The organism is Neisseria sp. P0008.S002 (assembly GCF_051962805.1).
Taxonomy (GTDB): Bacteria; Pseudomonadota; Gammaproteobacteria; order Burkholderiales; family Neisseriaceae; genus Neisseria; species Neisseria perflava.
In genome coordinates this window covers 179518-198284 of record NZ_JBQCUY010000005.1, presented here as the reverse complement: position 1 = coordinate 198284, position 18767 = coordinate 179518, and the positions used below count along the sequence as shown (strand labels likewise).

Genomic DNA, 18767 nt, shown 5'->3' with positions numbered 1-18767 from the left:
CGAAGAAAAGGAGCAGGAGATGGTATCATTGGAAACCCAAATCGCCGGTTTTTCTTTTGACAACTGCCTGATGAACGCCGCTGGTGTGTCATGTATGACTGTTGAGGAATTGGAAGTGGTCAGACAGTCTTCGGCAGGCACTTTCATTACCAAGACCGCAACGCTTACCCCTCGTCAAGGCAACCCCAAGCCGCGTTATCGGGATGTGCCTCTCGGCAGCATCAATTCGATGGGTTTGCCGAATCAAGGCATTGATTACTATCTGGATTACCTGCTTACCCTTCAAGAGTCTCAGCCGGAACGGACATTTTTCCTATCACTGGTCGGTCTGTCTCCCGGCGAAACACATATCCTGTTGGAAAAAGTGCAAAATAGCGGGTTTAACGGCATTACCGAACTCAACCTATCCTGCCCAAACGTCGCCGGCAAACCGCAAATCGCCTACGACTTTGAAACAACCGAGATGATTTTGGATAATGCCTTTACCTACTTCGACAAGCCATTGGGCATCAAGCTACCGCCGTATTTTGATATTGCCCATTTCGATCAAGCGGCGAAAGTGTTCAACCGCTATCCCCTAAAACTCGTCAACTGCGTCAACTCCATCGGCAACGGCATGTATATCGAAGACGAATCCGTCGTCATCCGCCCGAAAAACGGCTTCGGCGGCATTGGAGGCCAATACATCAAACCGACTGCGCTCGCCAATGTCCACGCGTTCTATCAAAGACTGGATCCGTCTATCCAAGTCATCGGAACCGGCGGCGTTTACAGCGGCCGTGATGCGTTTGAACACATCTTGTGCGGCGCAAGCATGGTGCAGATCGGCACGGCGCTACACCAGCAAGGCGTCGGTATTTTTGAACGGGTTTCCCTTGAATTAAAAGCCATCATGGCGCAAAAAGGCTATGAGAAGCTGGAAGACTTCAAAGGCAAATTGAAATATTTTGAATAAGGTTTACTCTAAAAAACGCCCAAGGCCGTCTGAAAATTTCAGACGGCCTTGTTGTATAATTGCTCCCCACATTACCCGTCTTCCCCTTCAATGAAACTCAACCCCCAACAGCAAGCCGCGGTCAAATATCTAGGCGGCCCCCTGCTCGTCCTTGCCGGCGCAGGCAGCGGCAAAACCGGTGTGATTACGCAAAAAATCAAGCATTTGATTGTCAATATAGGCTATCTGCCGCATACCGTTGCAGCGATTACATTTACCAATAAAGCCGCCACGGAAATGCAGGAGCGCGTCTCTAAAATGCTGCCCAAGTCGCAAACGCGCGGGCTGACGATTTGCACCTTCCACTCTTTGGGTATGAAGATTTTGCGCGAAGAAGCGAACCATATCGGTTATAAAAAAAACTTTTCCATTCTCGACTCTACCGACAGCGCAAAAATCATCGGCGAACTCTTGGGCGGTACGGGCAAAGAAGCCATATTCAAAGCGCAACATCAAATTTCCCTTTGGAAAAACGATTTAAAGACGCCTGAAGAAGTAGTTCAGACGGCCGCTAATGTGTGGGAAGAGCAAACAGCGCGCGTGTATGCGAGCTATCAGGAAACCCTGCAAAGCTATCAGGCGGTGGACTTCGACGACTTAATTCGCCTGCCTGCCGTGCTGTTGCAGCAAAACAGCGAAGTGCGCAACAAATGGCAGCGGCGGCTGCGTTATCTGTTGGTTGACGAATGTCAGGACACCAATACCTGCCAATTCACCCTGATGAAGCTTCTGACCGGCGCGGAAGGCATGTTTACCGCCGTCGGCGATGACGACCAGTCCATCTACGCATGGCGCGGCGCAAACATGGAAAACCTGCGCAAAATGCAGGAAGACTATCCGCAGATGAAGGTTATCAAGCTGGAGCAAAACTACCGCTCCACCGCGCGGATTCTCAAAATCGCTAATAAAGTGATTGAAAACAACCCCAAACTCTTTACCAAAAAACTTTGGTCACAGTTTGGCGAAGGCGAAATCGTCAAAGTCGTTGCCTGCCAAAGCGAGCAACACGAAGCCGACTGGGTCGTCAGCCAAATCGTCAAGCAAAAGCTGGTCGGTGGCGACAAAACCCAATACGCCGATTTTGCCGTGTTATACCGCGGCAACCATCAGGCGCGGATTTTTGAAGAAGCCTTGCGCAGTGCGCGCGTCCCTTACCAACTTTCCGGCGGGCAAAGCTTTTTCGACAAAGCCGAAATCAAAGACGTTTTGTCCTATTTGCGCCTGCTTGCCAACCCCAACGACGATCCCGCCTTCCTGCGCGCCGTCACCACGCCCAAACGTGGCATCGGCGACGTCACACTGGGCAAGCTCAACACCTACGCGCACGAACACGAATGCAGCCTATATGAAGCCGCGCAAACCGAAGAAGCGCTTGCCCTATTGAACCATACCAACCGCCAACACCTGCAAGCCTTCATGGATATGATTGAAAACTACCGCACCAAAGCCGAAACCAGCGAAGCAGGCGAGCTTATCCATAACCTGCTAAAAGAAATCGACTACGAAAACCACTTGCTGGTCAATGAGGAAGGCAAAGCAGGTGAAATCAAATGGCGTAACGTTACCGACCTGACCGGCTGGCTGGAACGCAAAGGCGAGCAAGACGGCAAAAACATCATCGAGCTTGCCCAAACCATCGCCCTGATGACGCTTTTAGAGGGCAAAAGCGAAGAAGAAGTCGATGCCGTCAAACTCTCCACTCTTCACGCCTCCAAAGGTTTGGAATACCCCTACGTTTTCCTTGTCGGTTGCGAAGAAGGCATCTTGCCGCACAACGACAGCATCGAAGAAGACAATGTCGAAGAAGAACGCCGCCTGATGTACGTCGGCATTACCCGCGCCAAACGCCAGCTTACGCTGACTCATTGCCTCAAACGCAAAAAACAAGGCACATGGCAATTCCCCGAGCCAAGCCGCTTCATAGACGAAATGCCGCAGGAAGACATCAAGATTTTAGGCCGCAAAGGCGGAGAGCCGATTGTGAGCAAGGAAGAAGGAAAAAGCAATCTGGCAGGATTGCTGGATATGCTGGGAAACAAAAGAAAAGGATAAAGCAAGGCCGTCTGAAAGTAAGGTTTCAGACGGCCTTATTGTCAGCAAAATGTCAAAGACGACAATCAAATAATTTTCACTTTATATCGTTACGCCTATCCGTTCCCACTTCTCTCGATTCTTCAAAAATAAACAAAAATAATCGAATAATCAGCTACAAAATAAAAAAAGCAGGTGACCCGATTGCCTTATCCCCCTTCAATTTACAAGCAAAAATTGTCAACACTTGAAGTATAAATTCACAAGCAAAATTGCATTTTTCAGGTATAATAACGGATTCCCCAACTGCATTTTGTGAGCTGAATCCATGTCTGTTGTTCTGCCCTTGCGCGGTGTAACCGCCCTTTCCGATTTCCGTGTTGAAAAACTCTTCCAAAAAGCAGCCGCCCTCGGCCTGCCCGAAGTTAAATTAAGCAGCGAATTTTGGTATTTTGTCGGTAGCGAAAAAACACTTGATGCCGCGACAGTCGAAAAACTGCAAGCCTTACTGGCAGCGCAAAGCGTTGAACAAACGCCCAAAGCGCGCGAGGGCTTGCATTTATTTTTGGTAACGCCCCGTTTGGGCACCATTTCTCCTTGGGCTTCCAAAGCAACCAATATCGCGGAAAACTGCGGTTTGGAAGGCATTGAACGTATCGAACGCGGCATGGCCGTATGGTTGGAAGGTGCGCTTACCGACGGGCAAAAACAACAATGGGCAGCCCTGTTGCACGACCGCATGACCGAAAGCGTGTTGACCGACATCGATGCAGCGGCGCAACTGTTCCACCACATCCAATCGGAAACCTTCTCCAGCGTAGATGTATTGGGCGGCGGCAAAGAAGCATTGGTCAAAGCCAATACCGAAATGGGCTTGGCGCTTTCAGCCGACGAAATCGATTATCTGGTTGAAAACTATCAGGCTTTAAACCGCAATCCGTCCGATGTTGAATTGATGATGTTCGCTCAGGCAAACAGCGAGCACTGCCGCCACAAAATCTTCAACGCCGACTTCATCCTCAACGGCGAAAAACAACCGAAATCCCTTTTCGGCATGATTCGTGATACACACAACGCGCATCCCGAAGGCACAGTCGTTGCCTATAAAGATAATTCGTCCGTGATTGAAGGCGCGAAAATCGAGCGTTTCTATCCGAATGCGGCGGAAAACCAAGGCTACCGTTTCCACGAAGAAGACACCCATATCATCATGAAAGTGGAAACACACAACCACCCGACCGCCATCGCGCCGTTTGCCGGTGCGGCGACGGGCGCGGGCGGTGAAATCCGCGATGAAGGTGCGACAGGTAAAGGCTCACGTCCGAAAGCAGGCTTGACCGGCTTTACCGTCTCCAACCTGAATATCCCCGGCTTGGAGCAGCCTTGGGAACAAGCCTACGGCAAACCCGGCCATATTGCTTCTCCTTTAGACATCATGATCGAAGGCCCCATCGGCGGCGCAGCGTTCAACAACGAATTCGGCCGTCCGAACCTCTTGGGCTACTTCCGCACTTTTGAAGAGAAGTTTGACGGTCAGGTTCGCGGCTATCACAAACCGATTATGATTGCCGGCGGCTTAGGCAGCATTCAGGCACAACAAACACACAAAGACGAAATTCCCGAAGGCGCATTGCTGATCCAACTGGGCGGCCCGGGCATGCTCATCGGCTTGGGCGGCGGCGCGGCTTCTTCTATGAATACCGGTACAAATGACGCGTCTTTGGACTTCAACTCCGTACAACGCGGCAACCCCGAAATCGAACGCCGCGCGCAAGAGGTCATCGACCGTTGCTGGCAGCTTGGCGACAAAAACCCGATTATCTCCATCCACGACGTCGGCGCAGGCGGCTTGTCCAACGCCTTCCCCGAACTCGTCAACGATGCCGGACGCGGCGCGGTATTCAAGCTGCGCGAAGTACCGCTGGAAGAACACGGCCTCAACCCATTGCAAATTTGGTGTAACGAATCGCAAGAGCGTTATGTGTTGTCGATTTTGGAAAAAGATTTGGAGACCTTCCGCGCCATCTGCGAACGCGAACGCTGCCCGTTTGCCGTAGTCGGCACAGCGACCGACGACGGTCATTTGAAAGTACGCGACGATTTATTCTCCAACAACCCTGTCGATTTGCCGCTGAACGTCTTGCTCGGCAAACCGCCCAAAACCACGCGTACCGACAAAACAGTTACGCCGTCTGAAAAACCCTTTAACGCCGGCGATATCGACATTACCGAAGCCGCCTACCGCGTTTTGCGCCTGCCTACCGTAGCCGCCAAAAACTTCCTGATTACCATCGGCGACCGCAGCGTCGGCGGCATGACCCACCGCGACCAAATGGTCGGCAAATACCAAACCCCCGTAGCCGACTGCGCCGTAACCATGATGGGCTTCAATACCTATCGCGGCGAAGCGATGTCTATGGGCGAAAAACCGACCGTCGCCCTGTTTGACGCGCCTGCTTCAGGCAGAATGTGCGTCGGCGAAGCCATCACCAACATCGCGGCGGTCAACATCGGCGACATCGGCAACATCAAACTTTCCGCCAACTGGATGGCGGCGTGTGGCAACGAAGGCGAAGACGAAAAACTCTACCGCACCGTCGAAGCCGTCTCCCAAGCCTGTCAGGCATTGGATCTGAGCATCCCCGTAGGCAAAGACAGCCTGTCAATGAAAACCGTGTGGCAGGACGGCGAAGAGAAAAAATCTGTCGTCTCGCCGTTGAGCCTGATTATCTCCGCGTTCGCGCCAGTTCAAGACGTACGCAAAACCGTTACGCCCGTATTAAAAGACAATGCCAATTCATTCACTATTCTGCTGATGATTGACTTAGGCAACAACAAGTGCCGTATGGGTGGGTCTGCACTGGCTCAAGTGTATAACCGAAGCGGCGGCGAAGCACCTGATATTGATGCAGGCCATCTGAAAGCGTTTTATCAGTTAATTCAGCAACTCGTTCAAGAAGATAAGTTGCTGGCCTACCACGACCGCAGCGACGGCGGTTTGTTTGTGACTCTGGCAGAAATGGCATTTGCTTCTCGCCGTGGCATGAATCTCGACCTGCTGACAATGGTAAGTAAAAATATTAACGTTCAAAACGAGTATTACTCGTCTCAAGAATGGCAAAAATTTGTCCTAACTACCCTGTTTAACGAAGAATTAGGAGCCGTTATTGCTGTTCACGCTGCCGACCACGAATATATTTTCAATTTGTGCGAGAAACTGAATCTCACGCTGCACTATTTGGGAGAGTTTGCCGACAGCGGCCATATGGTCATCAATGCAGGAGAAGAAATTTTCAATCAATCCCTTACCGACCTGCAACGCGCATGGCAGGAAACCAGCCACGCCATTCAACGTCTGCGCGACAACCCTGCCTGCGCCGACAGTGAGTTTGCCCTGATTGACGACAACGACCGCAGCGCATTGTTTGCCGACGTGAAGTTCGACGTGAACGAAGACATCGCCGCGCCTTTCGTCAACAGCGGCGCGAAACCCAAAATCGCCATCCTGCGCGAACAGGGCGTGAACGGACAAATCGAAATGGCCGCCGCCTTCACCCGCGCCGGATTCGATGCTTACGACGTGCATATGTCCGACCTGATGGCAGGCCGCGTCAACCTTGCCGACTTCAAAATGCTGGCGGCGTGCGGCGGCTTCAGCTACGGCGACGTACTCGGCGCAGGCGAAGGCTGGGCGAAATCAATTCTGTTCCACCCTGCTCTGCGCGACCAATTTGCCGCCTTCTTTGCCGATCCGAACACGCTGACATTGGGCGTGTGCAACGGCTGTCAAATGGTCAGCAACCTTGCCGAGATTATCCCGGGTACAGAAGCATGGCCTAAATTCAAGCGCAACCTGAGCGAACAGTTTGAAGCGCGCCTGAGCATGGTTCATGTTCCGAAATCCGCATCGCTGATTCTGAATGAAATGCAAGGCTCCAGCCTGCCTGTTGTCGTCAGCCACGGCGAAGGCCGCGCCGACTTCGCGCTTCACGGCGGCAATATCTCCGCCGATTTGGGCATTGCGCTGCAATACGTCGACGGACAAAACCAGGTTACCCAAACCTACCCGCTCAACCCCAACGGCTCGCCGCAAGGCATCGCCGGCGTTACCAACACCGACGGCCGCGTGACCATCATGATGCCGCATCCGGAACGCGTATACCGCGCCGCACAAATGAGCTGGAAACCGGAAGACTGGACGGAACTGTCCGGCTGGTACCGCCTCTTTGCCGGGGCAAGGAAGGCTTTGGGCTAAATCGTGCCCTGATTGACTGATTGGCAAGAAAAGGTCGTCTGAAAACCTCAAATTAAGGTTTTCAGACGACCTTTTTGAAAATAAACAACTTCATAGAAATTATGGAAAACAATTTGGAGAAACTTATGTCTGATATAAAAATTTTTAAAGATATGCCAGATGATGGAGCTTATATTGACTGGCTTAAGAACAACCAAAATGGTTTTGTACTAAACATAAACAAAGGTAAAACCGAACCTATATACCCTATGTTGCACAAAGCTAGTAGTGGTTGTGGCAGCTTTCCAACTGAAAAAATAGGCAAAAATTGGACAACAAAAGGTTCAGATTATTTTAAAGTTTGTTCCAACTCCCGAGAGAGACTCAGAAAATGGAGTTGGAATGAATATGATAGAGAAAATAGATGTAAAACTTGTTTTAAAAAGGAATTAGACGAAGAAAATACAGCTTGGCTAACTGAAGAACCAAATTTTTACACAACTTCTATCCCACACTTAGGAAAAAATATAGCTGAACTCGAAAACCGTTTAGCCTCCGAAACTAGCCCAGAAAAGCAAACCGAACTACAAAGCTTAATAAAAGTCCGCAGAGGGCAAAATCAATTCCGGCAAGACGTATTCAAACTATATCCGAGCTGTCCACTGACAGGTCTAGATATCCAGCCTTTACTCATTGCCAGCCATATTAAACCTTGGAGTGTGTGCAATAATAACGAACGTTTAGATCCCTTCAATGGACTGATGCTCGCACCCAATATTGACGCATTATTCGATAGCGGACTGATTACGTTTGATGCCGACGGTACGATAAAAATCAGTCCGAAAATCGATCTGGAAAATCAAAAGCGGCTTGGAATTTCTCCCGATATGAAATTAAAAATCGAACCTGAAAGCGAAAAATATTTCGAGTATCACCGCAACCATGTTTTCCAAAAAGAAGAATAAATAGTGTTGAACAGTCCGTTGATTTAAGGTTGTCTGAAAACGATTTAGCGAACCTCGCTATATCCGTTTTCAGATGACCTTTTTGCGTCCTTTTGCGTATAAAGACCAAACTCGTCGCCGTCATTCTGTATAATTGCCACTTTTAAACTATAATCGACATATTCAGACGGCCTTTCCTGACATTATGACTCGACAAGCCTTTATCCTCAGCGATTGCGAATTTTCCGAATGCGGCGAAAAGCCTTACGCCCTGTTGACCGCGAATCCGACGAAGGAACACCACTTCATCGCCCAAACCGAGCAGCGGCAGCACGCGCATAATCCGCAGGTCAGCCCTCAGAATCAGAATGTTTACAAGCTGCCTTTGTCCATATTCCATACTGGTGAAAAAACCCGTAGCAAAGAACAAAACCGCAGCGAAGCGATAAGCGTCAACATCATCGGCAACTTGGCGGCGAAAAACCTCTATACGCTGACCTTTGTCGAAGACTCCACCAACCAATATAATCTGGAAAGCTGGTTCAACCGTCATGAAAGCGGCTACGAAGAAGCCTGCAACCACCTGCGCACCCTGCCTGCAGACCGTCTGAAAACAACTACGGCAAATACCGATACCGTCAAAGTACCGGATGCGTTGTGGCGGATATTACGGCTGAAATTCCTCGGTATCCTGCGCAATCCGCACAACCATAAAAACCTGTTTGCCCACCGCCTACATCAAACACTTCGGGCGCGGCTGCCGGAAGTCGGTTTTGAATTTGTCCGCTTGATCAGCAAACGCGACCCCAAGCGCATCGAAGCCATTATACAGGACTACCGTTTCACTTTTCTCGGCTATGTCGATTGGCTGGGCGGACTTTACGGTATGTTGAGCGAAGGCGTGGCACAGCCGTCGTTGTTTGAACGGCTGTTTTGTAATATCTTTGCCAAACCCGAAGCCGTGAAAATCGAATTGTTCCGCTATCCGGAAAACACGGGGCTATGCCTGTTTGGCGACAGCAGTTTCTGCCTGCAAGCCTCGGCCAAGCTATTCAGTGTCGGCGTTAATATCTCGCACGATATGTTTGCCGTCGTCCATCTGCAAACCGACCGTTGGCACGCGTTTAAGAATACCTTTCATCACGACGCGCCCAAACTGCAAGGCCAAGTGCGGATTATCGACAGCGACCAAACCCAAAGATTGCTGTTCAACCGACTGTGCATCCATCAAGCCCATGAAGCCGTGTTCGGCCAAAGCCCGAATATCAAAGATTATTTAGAGGCCGTCTGAAACCCCAAACCAGAAGAAAGCATATGAAAATCACGCCAATTAAAGCCCTAAACGACAACTACATCTGGATGATTCAAGAAGGCAACCATGCTGCCTGCGTCGATCCATCCGATGCCACGCCCGTTTTGAAATTCCTCGTCCACAACCGCCTGATGCTGGCGCAAACATGGATTACCCATCCGCACCCCGACCATACCGGCGGCGCAAAAAGCTTGTTCCATGGCTTTTTAGAATCCCCAATCTATGGCGAAAGCGACATCGACGTGGCGACGCATACCGTCACCGCAGGTACGCAGTTCCCGTTTGGCGAAGGCTTGGTTACCGTTTGGGCAACCCCCGGCCATACCGACCGCCACATCAGCTATCTGTTGGAAAATTCAGACGGCCTGCACGTTTTCTGCGGCGATACCTTGTTTTCCGCCGGTTGCGGCCGCGTATTTACCGGCACAATCGAGCAGCTTTACGACAGCTTCCACCGATTCAACCAGCTGCCCGAAGAAACACTGTTTTATCCAGCGCACGAATACACCGCCTCCAATCTACGCTTTGCCCAGCACATCGAGCCGGACAACATCGACATTCAGACGGCCTTGGCCGCAGCCGAACACACGCCGACACTGCCTGTCAGCCTGGCGCACGAGCGCAAAGTCAATCCGTTTTTCCGCGTACACCTGCCCCAAGTTCAGGCACGCGCCGAAGAATTGAGCGGACGAAAATTAAACAGCGAACTCGAAGTCTTCGCCGCTTTGCGTGAATTGAAAAATCAATTTTAATTGGGCTTAGGTCCCTAATAAACAAGGCCGTCTGAACAATATCTGTTCAGACGGCCTTTATTATTGAGGGATTATTCCCACTCAATCGTGGCAGGCGGTTTGCCGCTGACATCATAAACCACGCGGTTGATGCCTTTGACTTCGTTGATGATGCGGTTGGACACGCGGCCAAGCAGCGAGTAAGGCAGCTCAGCCCAGTGGGCAGTCATAAAGTCGCTGGTAATCACGGCACGCAAGGCTACGACGTAATCGTAAGTACGGCCGTCGCCCATCACGCCGACGGATTTCACAGGCAGGAATACGGCAAATGCTTGGCTGGTCAGGTCGTACCAAGATGTGCCGTTTTCATCGGTAGTATTGCGCAATTCTTGAATAAAAATATCGTCTGCTTGACGGAGCAAGTCAGCATATTCTTTTTTCACTTCGCCCAAGATACGCACGCCCAAACCCGGGCCCGGGAACGGATGACGGTACACCATTTCGCGCGGCAGGCCCAAAGCGACGCCCAGTTCGCGCACTTCGTCTTTGAACAAATCACGCAAAGGCTCAAGCAATTTGAGCTTCATGTTTTCAGGCAGGCCGCCGACGTTGTGGTGGGATTTGATGGCGTGGGCTTTTTTGGTTTTCGCGCCTGCGGATTCGATTACGTCAGGGTAAATCGTACCTTGCGCCAACCATTTGGCGTTAGTGAGTTTTTTCTCTTCAGCGTCAAAGACTTCGATAAATTCCGCACCGATGATTTTGCGTTTTTTCTCCGGATCGGTCACGCCGGCAAGTTTCGCCAAAAATTGCTCTTCGGCATCAACGTGAATCACACGTACGCCCAAGTTGCGGGCAAACATGTCCATTACCATTTTGCCTTCGTTCAAACGCAACAAACCGTGGTCAACAAACACGCAGGTCAGTTGGTCGCCGATAGCGCGGTGAATCAACGCGGCTGCTACGGAAGAATCCACGCCGCCGGACAAACCCAAAATCACTTCGTCGCTGCCGACTTGTTCGCGGATTTTGGCAACGGCTTCTTCGATGTAGTTCGGCATGGTCCAGCTTGGTTGTGCGCCGCAAATATCCAAGACAAAGCGGTTCAACAACGCGCGACCTTGTTTGGTGTGGGTCACTTCAGGGTGAAATTGGATGCCGTAGAATTGTTTCTCAGCGTTTTCCATCATGGCAATCGGGCAAGACGGGGTGTCGCCGATGACAGAGAAGCCGGTAGGCAGTTTGGAAACTTTATCGCCATGGCTCATCCATACGTCGAGCGTATTAGGCGCATCATCTTGAATGCCGCGTGTCAGCTCGCTGTCGATGGTTTTAACTTGTGCATAACCGAATTCGCGTTGGTTGCCCGGGCTAACTTCACCGCCCAAGTGGTGCGCCATAAATTGCATGCCGTAGCAGATGCCCAAAACCGGAATGCCCAAATCAAAAATACCGGTATCGGCTTGATAATCGGATTCGTAAACGGAATTAGGGCCGCCGGAGAGGATGATGCCTTTCGGGTTGAAGGCTTTGATTTCTTCCAAAGGCATGTCGAAAGAATGCAGTTCGCAGTAAACATGGGCTTCGCGCACGCGGCGGGCGATCAGCTGGGTAACTTGCGAGCCGAAGTCGAGAATAAGGATTTTGTCTTGGGTCATGGAGGAAACTTTGCAAAATGTAAGAAAACGGTGCGGCCGATAGGGTAAATTTCAAATTTAAACCACAATAAAAAAGGCCGTCTGAAGCGGCGGATTATACCATTGTTCAGACGGCCTTTATAGGGCAAAACCCAAATCTCTCATCTTTCTATTTTGTGTGTTTCTCAGGAATCATATCGCTGCGCGAGAGCAACAGCAGGCAACCCAACACGACCATGCCGATGGCCAGCAACGGCGAGAGGTAAATCCAGTAGCTCATGTGCAGATAAATGGCTGTACCGATATAAACCAACATCGGGCCGGAAACAATGGACTGTTTGTTGATGCCGTCCATAATCAATACGGCAAAGCCCAAAATAATTAATACACCGGCAATCATTGTCGATGTCGCAGGCAAAATATCCGTAGCGCGTAAAAACCAAATCGCGCCAAAGATAATCAAAAACAAAGGCAGAAAAAGTGAGGGGCGGGACATAACAACGCTCCGTAAAGGTTTCAGACGGCCTGTATTATTGGGTGCGTCGGCCATGCAGGCAAGATATAAAAATGCAATCTTGTGTGTAATTATGCAAAGGTTGGCACAACAAAAAGGCCGTCTGAACCGTGGCAAACCGAAATCAAATATTTCAATTTATCCTGTTTCAGACGGCCTTTTAAATCATCAGGCTTTGCCGGTGCTGCCGAATCCGCCTTCACCGCGCTCGCTGGCGGCAAACTCGTCCACAACCTTAAACGCAGCTTGGACAACCGGCACAATCACCATCTGCGCGATGCGTTCCATCGGCTCGATGGTAAACGCTTCTTTACCACGGTTCCACAAAGAAACCTTCAATTCGCCTTGATAATCCGAGTCAATCAAACCGACCAAATTGCCCAAAACAATACCGTGTTTATGACCCAAGCCGGAACGCGGCAATAAAACGGCTGCATACGCAGGGTTGGCCAAATGCACCGCCAAACCGGTCGGAACGAGATACACATCACCCGGCTGCATTACAACAGCTTCATCCAAGCAGGCACGCAAGTCCAAACCGGCGGAACCGGGCGTTGCATAAGCAGGCAGGGAATCGGCCATTTTCGGATTTAAGATTTTCAGTTCGACTTCGGTTTGCATGACGGGACTCCGTATTGTTCTATATTGGAAAGGGCTACGATTATACACAAATGCCCTTGAGGCCGTCTGAAAAAACGGAGTATGATTCAGTCAGACCTAAGGAGAAAAATCATGGATCTGCACAATATCCGCGAAGATTACAGCAAACGCGAGCTGTCGGAAGCCGAATGCCACGCCGACCCGATTGTCCAATTCGAGCAATGGCTGAACGAAGCGATTCACGCCGAAGTCAACGAGCCGACCGCGGTCAACGTTGCCGCCGTAGGCGAAGACGGCAGGCCTAACAGCCGTATGGTACTACTGAAAGAAGTCAACCCCAAAGGCTTTGTTTTCTTTACCAATTACCACAGCCGCAAAGGCCGCTCCTATACGGCACACCCTTTTGCCGCCATGACTTTTTTCTGGCCGGAACTCGAACGCCAAGTGCGCATTGAAGGACGCATTGAAAAACTCGACGCCGCCGCTTCGGACGAATATTTTGAAAGCCGCCCCTACACCAGCCGTATCGGCGCATGGGCAAGCGATCAAAGCGAAGTGATTTCCAGCAAAGCCGTCTTGGTGGCCAAGGCCGCGGCCGTCGGTGTCAAACATCCCCTGCATGTTCCCCGCCCGCCGCATTGGGGCGGATACCTCGTTATTCCCGACCGCATCGAATTCTGGCAAGGCCGCCCCAGCCGCCTGCACGACCGCATCCAATACCGCCTGGTTGACGGCAACTGGATACGCGAACGCCTTTCGCCATAATTTTCGGATTTTCAAACAAAAATTTACTGGTTGAGTTACAATACAGCCTTTCATCGGCAGGCCGTCTGAATCTGATTTTCAGACGGCCTTTTCCCCCAATCCAACCCCTGCCGCAAATGCCGCAGAAGAACCGCTTTTTCAAGCGAGTTAGGAAAAATCATGTCCAAACAGCCTTCCAGCAAACGCCAATGGCGCGACGGCGTATCATCTACCGCCAAAAAACCTTCCAAACCGGCCAAATCCTTTGCCAATAAAAAACGTCCAGACGACGAGCGCAAAACATCAGGCAAACCTTACGGCCAAAAAGTTTCAGACGGCCCCAAAGCTCAAAATACCGCCCCAAAACAACGTGCCGCCAAAGCCAAAAAACTGGTTGTCCGCAACCCCAACCAAAAAATCATGGAGCACGCCCGCGATTTGAAAGAACGCCGCAGCGACCTTTCACGCTTTGAACCTGAGCGCCTGCAAAAAGTCTTGGCCGCTTCCGGCGTCGGCTCACGTCGCGAAATGGAAGAATGGATCAGCAACGGCTGGGTAACCGTCAACGGCCGCGTAGCCCAACTGGGCGAAAAAGTTACGCCCGATGACCATGTTACTGTCAAAGGCAGCATCATCAAACTCAAATGGGCAGACCGCCTGCCACGCATCATCCTCTACTACAAACAAGAAGGCGAAATCGTTTCCCGCGACGACCCGCAAGGCCGCGTCAGCATTTTCGACCGCCTGCCGCAAGCAGCCAGCAGCCGCTGGGTGGCCATCGGCCGTTTGGACATCAATACCAGCGGCCTCTTGATCCTGACCACTTCAGGCGAACTCGTTCAACGCTTTGCCCACCCCAGCTTTGAAGTCGAACGCGAATACGCCGTACGCGTATTGGGCGAGTTGACCACCGAACAAATGCGCGTCCTGACCGAAGAAGGCGTCATGCTCGAAGACGGCTTGGCTAAAGTAGAACGCATCTACGAACAAGGCGGCGAAGGCGCGAACAAATGGTACAACGTTGTTATCAAAGAAGGCCGCAACCGCGAAGTACGCCGCATTTTTGAAAGCCAAGGACTGACCGTCAGCCGCCTCGTCCGCGTAGGCTTCGGCCCCATCGGCCTGCCAAACCGCCTCAAACGCGGCCAGTTCTACGAACTCAATCCGGCAGAAGTCGCCAACATCATCAAATGGGCGGATATGCTGCTGCCGGGCGAACGTCGACGGAAGAAAAGTTAATGTAAGACAAATCGGGGCTGAGGCCTTTACAAAATCGTCTCAGCCCGACAAAATCTTGCACAAGTCATAAACATAGTGGGTTAAGTTTAAACCAGTACCGCATTGCTCCGCCTTGTCCTGATTTAAACTTAACCCACTATTCACACATTAAAACTCAAAAAAAGTGACTCAGCGCCAGCGTTAACTCTGCCAATACACTGCCATCAACACTTTTAATAATCAGCATGTGATATTTCCCAGGAGCTTAAATCATGCCCCGTTTCTTCCTGAAAACCGTTTCCATACTCACTTTAGCAGCTTTGACAGCGTGTTCCGGCCCACTCGACCGATCAGACTCGTCAACCGAAAATCTTCATGGCGCACCAGGCTCAGCATTGCCTGCTGCTGCCGTTGCTGAAGAAAATCTGTCTCTTGCAGAAAACACTGAACGCTACCAAGAACAACCCGACCAACCGGTCAAATCCGTTGCCCAAGAGCCTGTTTCTACATTCAGCATCGATGTCGATACCGGCAGCTACGCTAACGTCCGCCGATTTCTGAACAATGGAGAACAGCCGCCCAAAGATGCCGTGCGCATTGAGGAAATCATCAATTACTTCCCTTATAACTATCTGCTGCCTACTGACGGCCGTCCATTTGCCGTTCATACCGAAACCATTGATTCTCCATGGCAACCGGAAGCCAAGCTGATCAAAATCGGTATCCAAGCACAAGACACGGCAAAGAAAGATCTGCCGCCTGCCAATCTGGTATTCCTTGTGGACGTATCCGGCAGTATGAATACAGAAAACAAACTTCCGCTGGTTCAAAAAACGCTACGGATCTTGACCCAACAATTACGTCCTCAGGACAAAGTTACCCTGATTACCTATTCATCAGGCGAAGAGCTGGTGCTTCCGCCCACATCAGGTGCTGATAAAGAAACCATCCTGAAGGCCATCGACAAACTGAAAGCAGAAGGCTCGACTTCGGGCGAATCCGCTTTACGCATGGCCTACGAGCAAGCGCAAAAAGCCTTTATACCCAACGGCATCAACCGTATCCTGCTGGCGACCGATGGTGACTTTAACGTTGGTGTATCTGATACCGAAACGCTCAAATCCATGGTTGCCGAAAAACGTAAAACCGGTGTTTCACTCAGCACGCTAGGATTCGGTACGGACAATTACAACGAAGACATGATGGAACAAATTGCCGATGCAGGCGACGGCAATTACAGCTACATCGACAACGAAAAAGAAGCGAAAAAAGTTTTGCAACAACAACTGACTTCCACGCTTGCCACCGTTGCGCAAGATGTCAAAATCCAAGTCGAGTTCAATCCTGCTACTGTCAAAGAATACCGCTTGGTCGGCTACACCAACCGTACCCTGCGCAATGAAGACTTCAACAATGACAAAGTCGATGCGGGCGATATCGGCTCAGGCCACAGCGTGACCGCCATCTATGAAATCATTCCGGCAGGCAAAAACGGCTGGCTGAACGAATCACGCTATCAAAAAGCCCCTGCCGCCAAAGGCAGTAAAAACGAATACGCCTTTGTTAAAGTACGCTACAAACTGCCCGGGGGAAAAGATAGCAAGCTGATGGAACAAGCAATTCCCGTTGGCAGCAAACCGCTGGAGCAAGCCGATAAAGACACCCTGCTCGCCCTTGCAGCAGCTTCCTATGCCCAAGCCCTGCGCGGCGGCGAATACAACGGCAAACTTGGCTGGAGCGACATTGAAAAAATGGTACAGCAAGTCCAAGGTGATGATCCGTTTGAGCTGAAATCGGAATTTCTCCAATTGGTACGCATTGCCGCCGGTAATGAAAAGCAATCAGGCCCTTTGGTTAAAGAATAAACCTGAAAAAGGCCATCTGAAAAACATTCAGACGGCCTTTTAATTACACTTTTTATTTTTCCGATTTCAACACACGTTGACGGCGGGTTTCGCTCAATACCATGCCTGCGCTGACGGAAACGTTCATACTTTCAACTGTGCCAAACATCGGAATCGATACCAGCATATCGCAATGTTCGCGCGTCAGGCGGCGCATGCCTTCGCCTTCGTTGCCCATTACCCAAGCTACGCTGTCGGGCAAGTCGCAGTGGTAAAGGTCGGAGTCGCCGCCCATGTCCGTGCCGACAATCCAAATGCCGTATTCTTTCAATTCACGCAAAGTACGGGCAAGATTGGTTACGGTAATATACGGCACGGTTTCCGCCGCGCCACAGGCAACTTTGCTGACGGTCGCATTCAGGCCGGCACTTTTGTCTTTGGGCGCAATCACGGCATGCACGCCCATCGCATCGGCAGTACGCAGGCACGCGCCGAGGTTGTGCGGATCGGTAATGCCGTCCAATACCAGCAAAAACGGTGGTTCGCTCAGGTTTTCCAACACATCTTCCAAGTGAACATGGTTTTTGGAGGCATCGATAAACCCGACCACGCCCTGATGACGCGCCCCTTTGCTGATGGCATTCAGGCGGTCGGCATCAGCAAAATGCACGCGTACGTTTTCAGAGGCCGCTTTATCCAATACATCGCGGGTGCGCGCATCAGATTTGCCCTCTTGGATATAGAGTTCGGTAATCGATTTCGGGTTTTGCCACAAACGGGCATTGACGGCGTGAAAGCCATAGATGAGTCGTTGGTTTGCCATGTTTTTGCTTTATCAAAAAATTTAGATGGCCATTATAACAAGTAAGGCCGTCTGAAAATTTTTTATTTCATCAAATAACCGAGTATGCCCGAAGTGCCAACGCCGATTAATACCGTCACCAACATCGAAAACCGGCTGGCCACCAATACCGTCAAAGCAATGGCAATCAACTCATGCGGTTTGTCCGACACAAAATAAGGCGCAATTACAGAAATCAACACGCAGCCCGGCGCAGCCTCCATCACCACTTGCGCGCGACGGCTCAACATACGGTTGCGCAATGCAAAAAAGCCGATTAATCGGGTTGAATAAGTAACGGCCAACATGCTTAAAAACAGCAAAAACGATTGCAGCGACAACAAATCCTTCATTTTTGCTCTCCCCACACATACGCCGCCAACAAGCCCGACAACGTCCCGGCCGGAACATACCATGCGCCATCCACGGTCAAATAAGTTGCGCACGCCACAATCAAGCTGACAAACCAAGGGCGTGAAGCCGCAAAGCTCTTCCACATACCGCGCAGCAACACTAAAAACACCGCAGGAAACGCCATGCCGAAGCCCCAAGCCGCCACATCGCCGAACATCGGGCCGACTGCCGCGCCAAACGCCGCAAAACCAATCCACGTTACATACAAAATAAAACACACGCCGGCATAAAACGGCATATTGAATGCAGGCAAACCTGCCGCCTTACGCTTTTGAATTTCAGCAAATGCCATTGCCCAGCTTTCATCACACATAAAAAACAGCGCGGGCATCGCCTTTTTCAGCGGCATATCCCTCATATACGGCGCAATCGCCGCACCCATCAGGATATGGCGCGAATTAATCATAAACGTAACTGTTGCAATCAGCATAATTGGCAAAGGATTTGCCCACAAATTGACTGCGGCAAATTCCGAACCTCCGGCAAAGTTCATGCCCGTCATCAACAGCATTTCCAGCCAGCTCATGCCCTTTTGCCCGCCCTGCATGCCCAAAATCAGCGCCCACGGCAACAAGCCGATCAGCATGGGGGAACATTCTTTGATACCGCGCAGAAATTCCGATTGAGGAGAAGCAGTGTGATTCATTTTGATTGAAACGGTTTATTAAAAAGAAGCGACGTATTATAAAGCAGGCCGTCTGAACAAGGG

15 protein-coding genes are annotated in these 18767 nt (G+C 50.8%); 9 read left to right on the top strand and 6 right to left on the bottom strand.

What is annotated here, in order from left to right:
* Window positions 1-19: 19 nt before the first annotated feature.
* The 6 genes from ACTHSA_RS07465 to gloB all read left to right on the top strand — a co-directional run bounded on the left by ACTHSA_RS07465 (window position 20) and on the right by gloB (window position 10267).
* Window positions 20-955, top strand: coding sequence for a dihydroorotate oxidase (locus ACTHSA_RS07465; protein WP_070625564.1), 936 nt, complete (start codon window positions 20-22; stop codon window positions 953-955).
* A 90-nt stretch (window positions 956-1045) separates the two neighbouring features.
* Window positions 1046-3046 carry a DNA helicase Rep gene (gene rep / locus ACTHSA_RS07460; RefSeq protein WP_070625566.1) on the top strand — a complete coding sequence of 667 codons (2001 nt, stop codon included), beginning with the start codon at window positions 1046-1048 and terminating at the stop codon, window positions 3044-3046.
* 307 nt (window positions 3047-3353) lie between these two features.
* A complete protein-coding gene (purL, locus tag ACTHSA_RS07455; protein ID WP_440378847.1) occupies window positions 3354-7280 on the top strand; it encodes a phosphoribosylformylglycinamidine synthase in 3927 nt (1308 codons plus the stop codon).
* A gap of 125 nt (window positions 7281-7405) precedes the next feature.
* The gene (locus ACTHSA_RS07450; protein ID WP_440367455.1) at window positions 7406-8224 is read left to right on the top strand and encodes an HNH endonuclease; all 819 of its coding nucleotides are present in this window, start codon (window positions 7406-7408) and stop codon (window positions 8222-8224) included.
* 184 nt (window positions 8225-8408) lie between these two features.
* Window positions 8409-9494: a hypothetical protein gene (locus tag ACTHSA_RS07445; protein WP_049343597.1), complete on the top strand. Its 1086-nt coding sequence runs from the start codon at window positions 8409-8411 to the stop codon at window positions 9492-9494.
* 23 nt (window positions 9495-9517) lie between these two features.
* Window positions 9518-10267 carry a hydroxyacylglutathione hydrolase gene (gloB, locus tag ACTHSA_RS07440; RefSeq protein WP_049335243.1) on the top strand — a complete coding sequence of 250 codons (750 nt, stop codon included), beginning with the start codon at window positions 9518-9520 and terminating at the stop codon, window positions 10265-10267.
* Between the two features lie 71 nt (window positions 10268-10338).
* On the opposite strand, the gene guaA is transcribed toward gloB, so the two are convergent.
* The 3 genes from guaA to dut all read right to left on the bottom strand — a co-directional run bounded on the left by guaA (window position 10339) and on the right by dut (window position 13018).
* On the bottom strand, window positions 10339-11904 hold the full coding sequence (guaA, locus tag ACTHSA_RS07435) for a glutamine-hydrolyzing GMP synthase (protein ID WP_003686344.1): 1566 nt from the start codon (window positions 11902-11904) through the stop codon (window positions 10339-10341).
* A gap of 148 nt (window positions 11905-12052) precedes the next feature.
* Entirely contained in the window at window positions 12053-12379 is a 327-nt protein-coding gene (locus ACTHSA_RS07430) for a hypothetical protein (RefSeq protein ID WP_049335244.1), read from the bottom strand.
* Between the two features lie 186 nt (window positions 12380-12565).
* Entirely contained in the window at window positions 12566-13018 is a 453-nt protein-coding gene (dut, locus tag ACTHSA_RS07425) for a dUTP diphosphatase (protein ID WP_440367452.1), read from the bottom strand.
* A gap of 111 nt (window positions 13019-13129) precedes the next feature.
* Here dut and pdxH point away from each other — a divergent pair, with 111 nt between their 5' ends.
* The 3 genes from pdxH (at window position 13130) to ACTHSA_RS07410 (ending at window position 16824) form a co-directional block, all read left to right on the top strand.
* The gene (pdxH, locus tag ACTHSA_RS07420) at window positions 13130-13762 is read left to right on the top strand and encodes a pyridoxamine 5'-phosphate oxidase (RefSeq protein WP_036490991.1); all 633 of its coding nucleotides are present in this window, start codon (window positions 13130-13132) and stop codon (window positions 13760-13762) included.
* 159 nt (window positions 13763-13921) lie between these two features.
* Window positions 13922-14980 carry a pseudouridine synthase gene (locus tag ACTHSA_RS07415; protein ID WP_003686367.1) on the top strand — a complete coding sequence of 353 codons (1059 nt, stop codon included), beginning with the start codon at window positions 13922-13924 and terminating at the stop codon, window positions 14978-14980.
* A 251-nt stretch (window positions 14981-15231) separates the two neighbouring features.
* Window positions 15232-16824, top strand: a complete 1593-nt coding sequence (locus ACTHSA_RS07410; protein WP_070625569.1) for a vWA domain-containing protein — start codon at window positions 15232-15234, stop codon at window positions 16822-16824.
* A gap of 52 nt (window positions 16825-16876) precedes the next feature.
* Here ACTHSA_RS07410 and rlmB read toward each other — a convergent pair whose 3' ends face one another.
* From rlmB to ACTHSA_RS07395, 3 genes are all read right to left on the bottom strand, one after another.
* Window positions 16877-17626 carry a 23S rRNA (guanosine(2251)-2'-O)-methyltransferase RlmB gene (gene rlmB, locus ACTHSA_RS07405; protein ID WP_004520319.1) on the bottom strand — a complete coding sequence of 250 codons (750 nt, stop codon included), beginning with the start codon at window positions 17624-17626 and terminating at the stop codon, window positions 16877-16879.
* A gap of 62 nt (window positions 17627-17688) precedes the next feature.
* Window positions 17689-17997 carry an AzlD family protein gene (locus tag ACTHSA_RS07400; protein ID WP_049335252.1) on the bottom strand — a complete coding sequence of 103 codons (309 nt, stop codon included), beginning with the start codon at window positions 17995-17997 and terminating at the stop codon, window positions 17689-17691.
* Complete coding sequence (locus ACTHSA_RS07395; protein ID WP_049335254.1) at window positions 17994-18704, bottom strand: AzlC family ABC transporter permease; 711 nt, start codon at window positions 18702-18704, stop codon at window positions 17994-17996. Before ACTHSA_RS07395 ends, ACTHSA_RS07400 begins: the two co-directional genes overlap by 4 nt.
* Window positions 18705-18767 lie beyond the last annotated feature (63 nt).

What these genes read in the sequence shown, in the direction of transcription:
- ACTHSA_RS07465 (WP_070625564.1), top strand. Translation starts at nt 20, where the DNA reads ATGGTATCATTGGAAACCCAAATCGCCGGTTTTTCTTTTGACAACTGC.
- rep (WP_070625566.1), top strand. Translation starts at nt 1,046, where the DNA reads ATGAAACTCAACCCCCAACAGCAAGCCGCGGTCAAATATCTAGGCGGC.
- purL (WP_440378847.1), top strand. Translation starts at nt 3,354, where the DNA reads ATGTCTGTTGTTCTGCCCTTGCGCGGTGTAACCGCCCTTTCCGATTTC.
- ACTHSA_RS07450 (WP_440367455.1), top strand. Translation starts at nt 7,406, where the DNA reads ATGTCTGATATAAAAATTTTTAAAGATATGCCAGATGATGGAGCTTAT.
- ACTHSA_RS07445 (WP_049343597.1), top strand. Translation starts at nt 8,409, where the DNA reads ATGACTCGACAAGCCTTTATCCTCAGCGATTGCGAATTTTCCGAATGC.
- gloB (WP_049335243.1), top strand. Translation starts at nt 9,518, where the DNA reads ATGAAAATCACGCCAATTAAAGCCCTAAACGACAACTACATCTGGATG.
- guaA (WP_003686344.1), bottom strand. Translation starts at nt 11,904, where the DNA reads ATGACCCAAGACAAAATCCTTATTCTCGACTTCGGCTCGCAAGTTACC.
- ACTHSA_RS07430 (WP_049335244.1), bottom strand. Translation starts at nt 12,379, where the DNA reads ATGTCCCGCCCCTCACTTTTTCTGCCTTTGTTTTTGATTATCTTTGGC.
- dut (WP_440367452.1), bottom strand. Translation starts at nt 13,018, where the DNA reads ATGCAAACCGAAGTCGAACTGAAAATCTTAAATCCGAAAATGGCCGAT.
- pdxH (WP_036490991.1), top strand. Translation starts at nt 13,130, where the DNA reads ATGGATCTGCACAATATCCGCGAAGATTACAGCAAACGCGAGCTGTCG.
- ACTHSA_RS07415 (WP_003686367.1), top strand. Translation starts at nt 13,922, where the DNA reads ATGTCCAAACAGCCTTCCAGCAAACGCCAATGGCGCGACGGCGTATCA.
- ACTHSA_RS07410 (WP_070625569.1), top strand. Translation starts at nt 15,232, where the DNA reads ATGCCCCGTTTCTTCCTGAAAACCGTTTCCATACTCACTTTAGCAGCT.
- rlmB (WP_004520319.1), bottom strand. Translation starts at nt 17,626, where the DNA reads ATGGCAAACCAACGACTCATCTATGGCTTTCACGCCGTCAATGCCCGT.
- ACTHSA_RS07400 (WP_049335252.1), bottom strand. Translation starts at nt 17,997, where the DNA reads ATGAAGGATTTGTTGTCGCTGCAATCGTTTTTGCTGTTTTTAAGCATG.
- ACTHSA_RS07395 (WP_049335254.1), bottom strand. Translation starts at nt 18,704, where the DNA reads ATGAATCACACTGCTTCTCCTCAATCGGAATTTCTGCGCGGTATCAAA.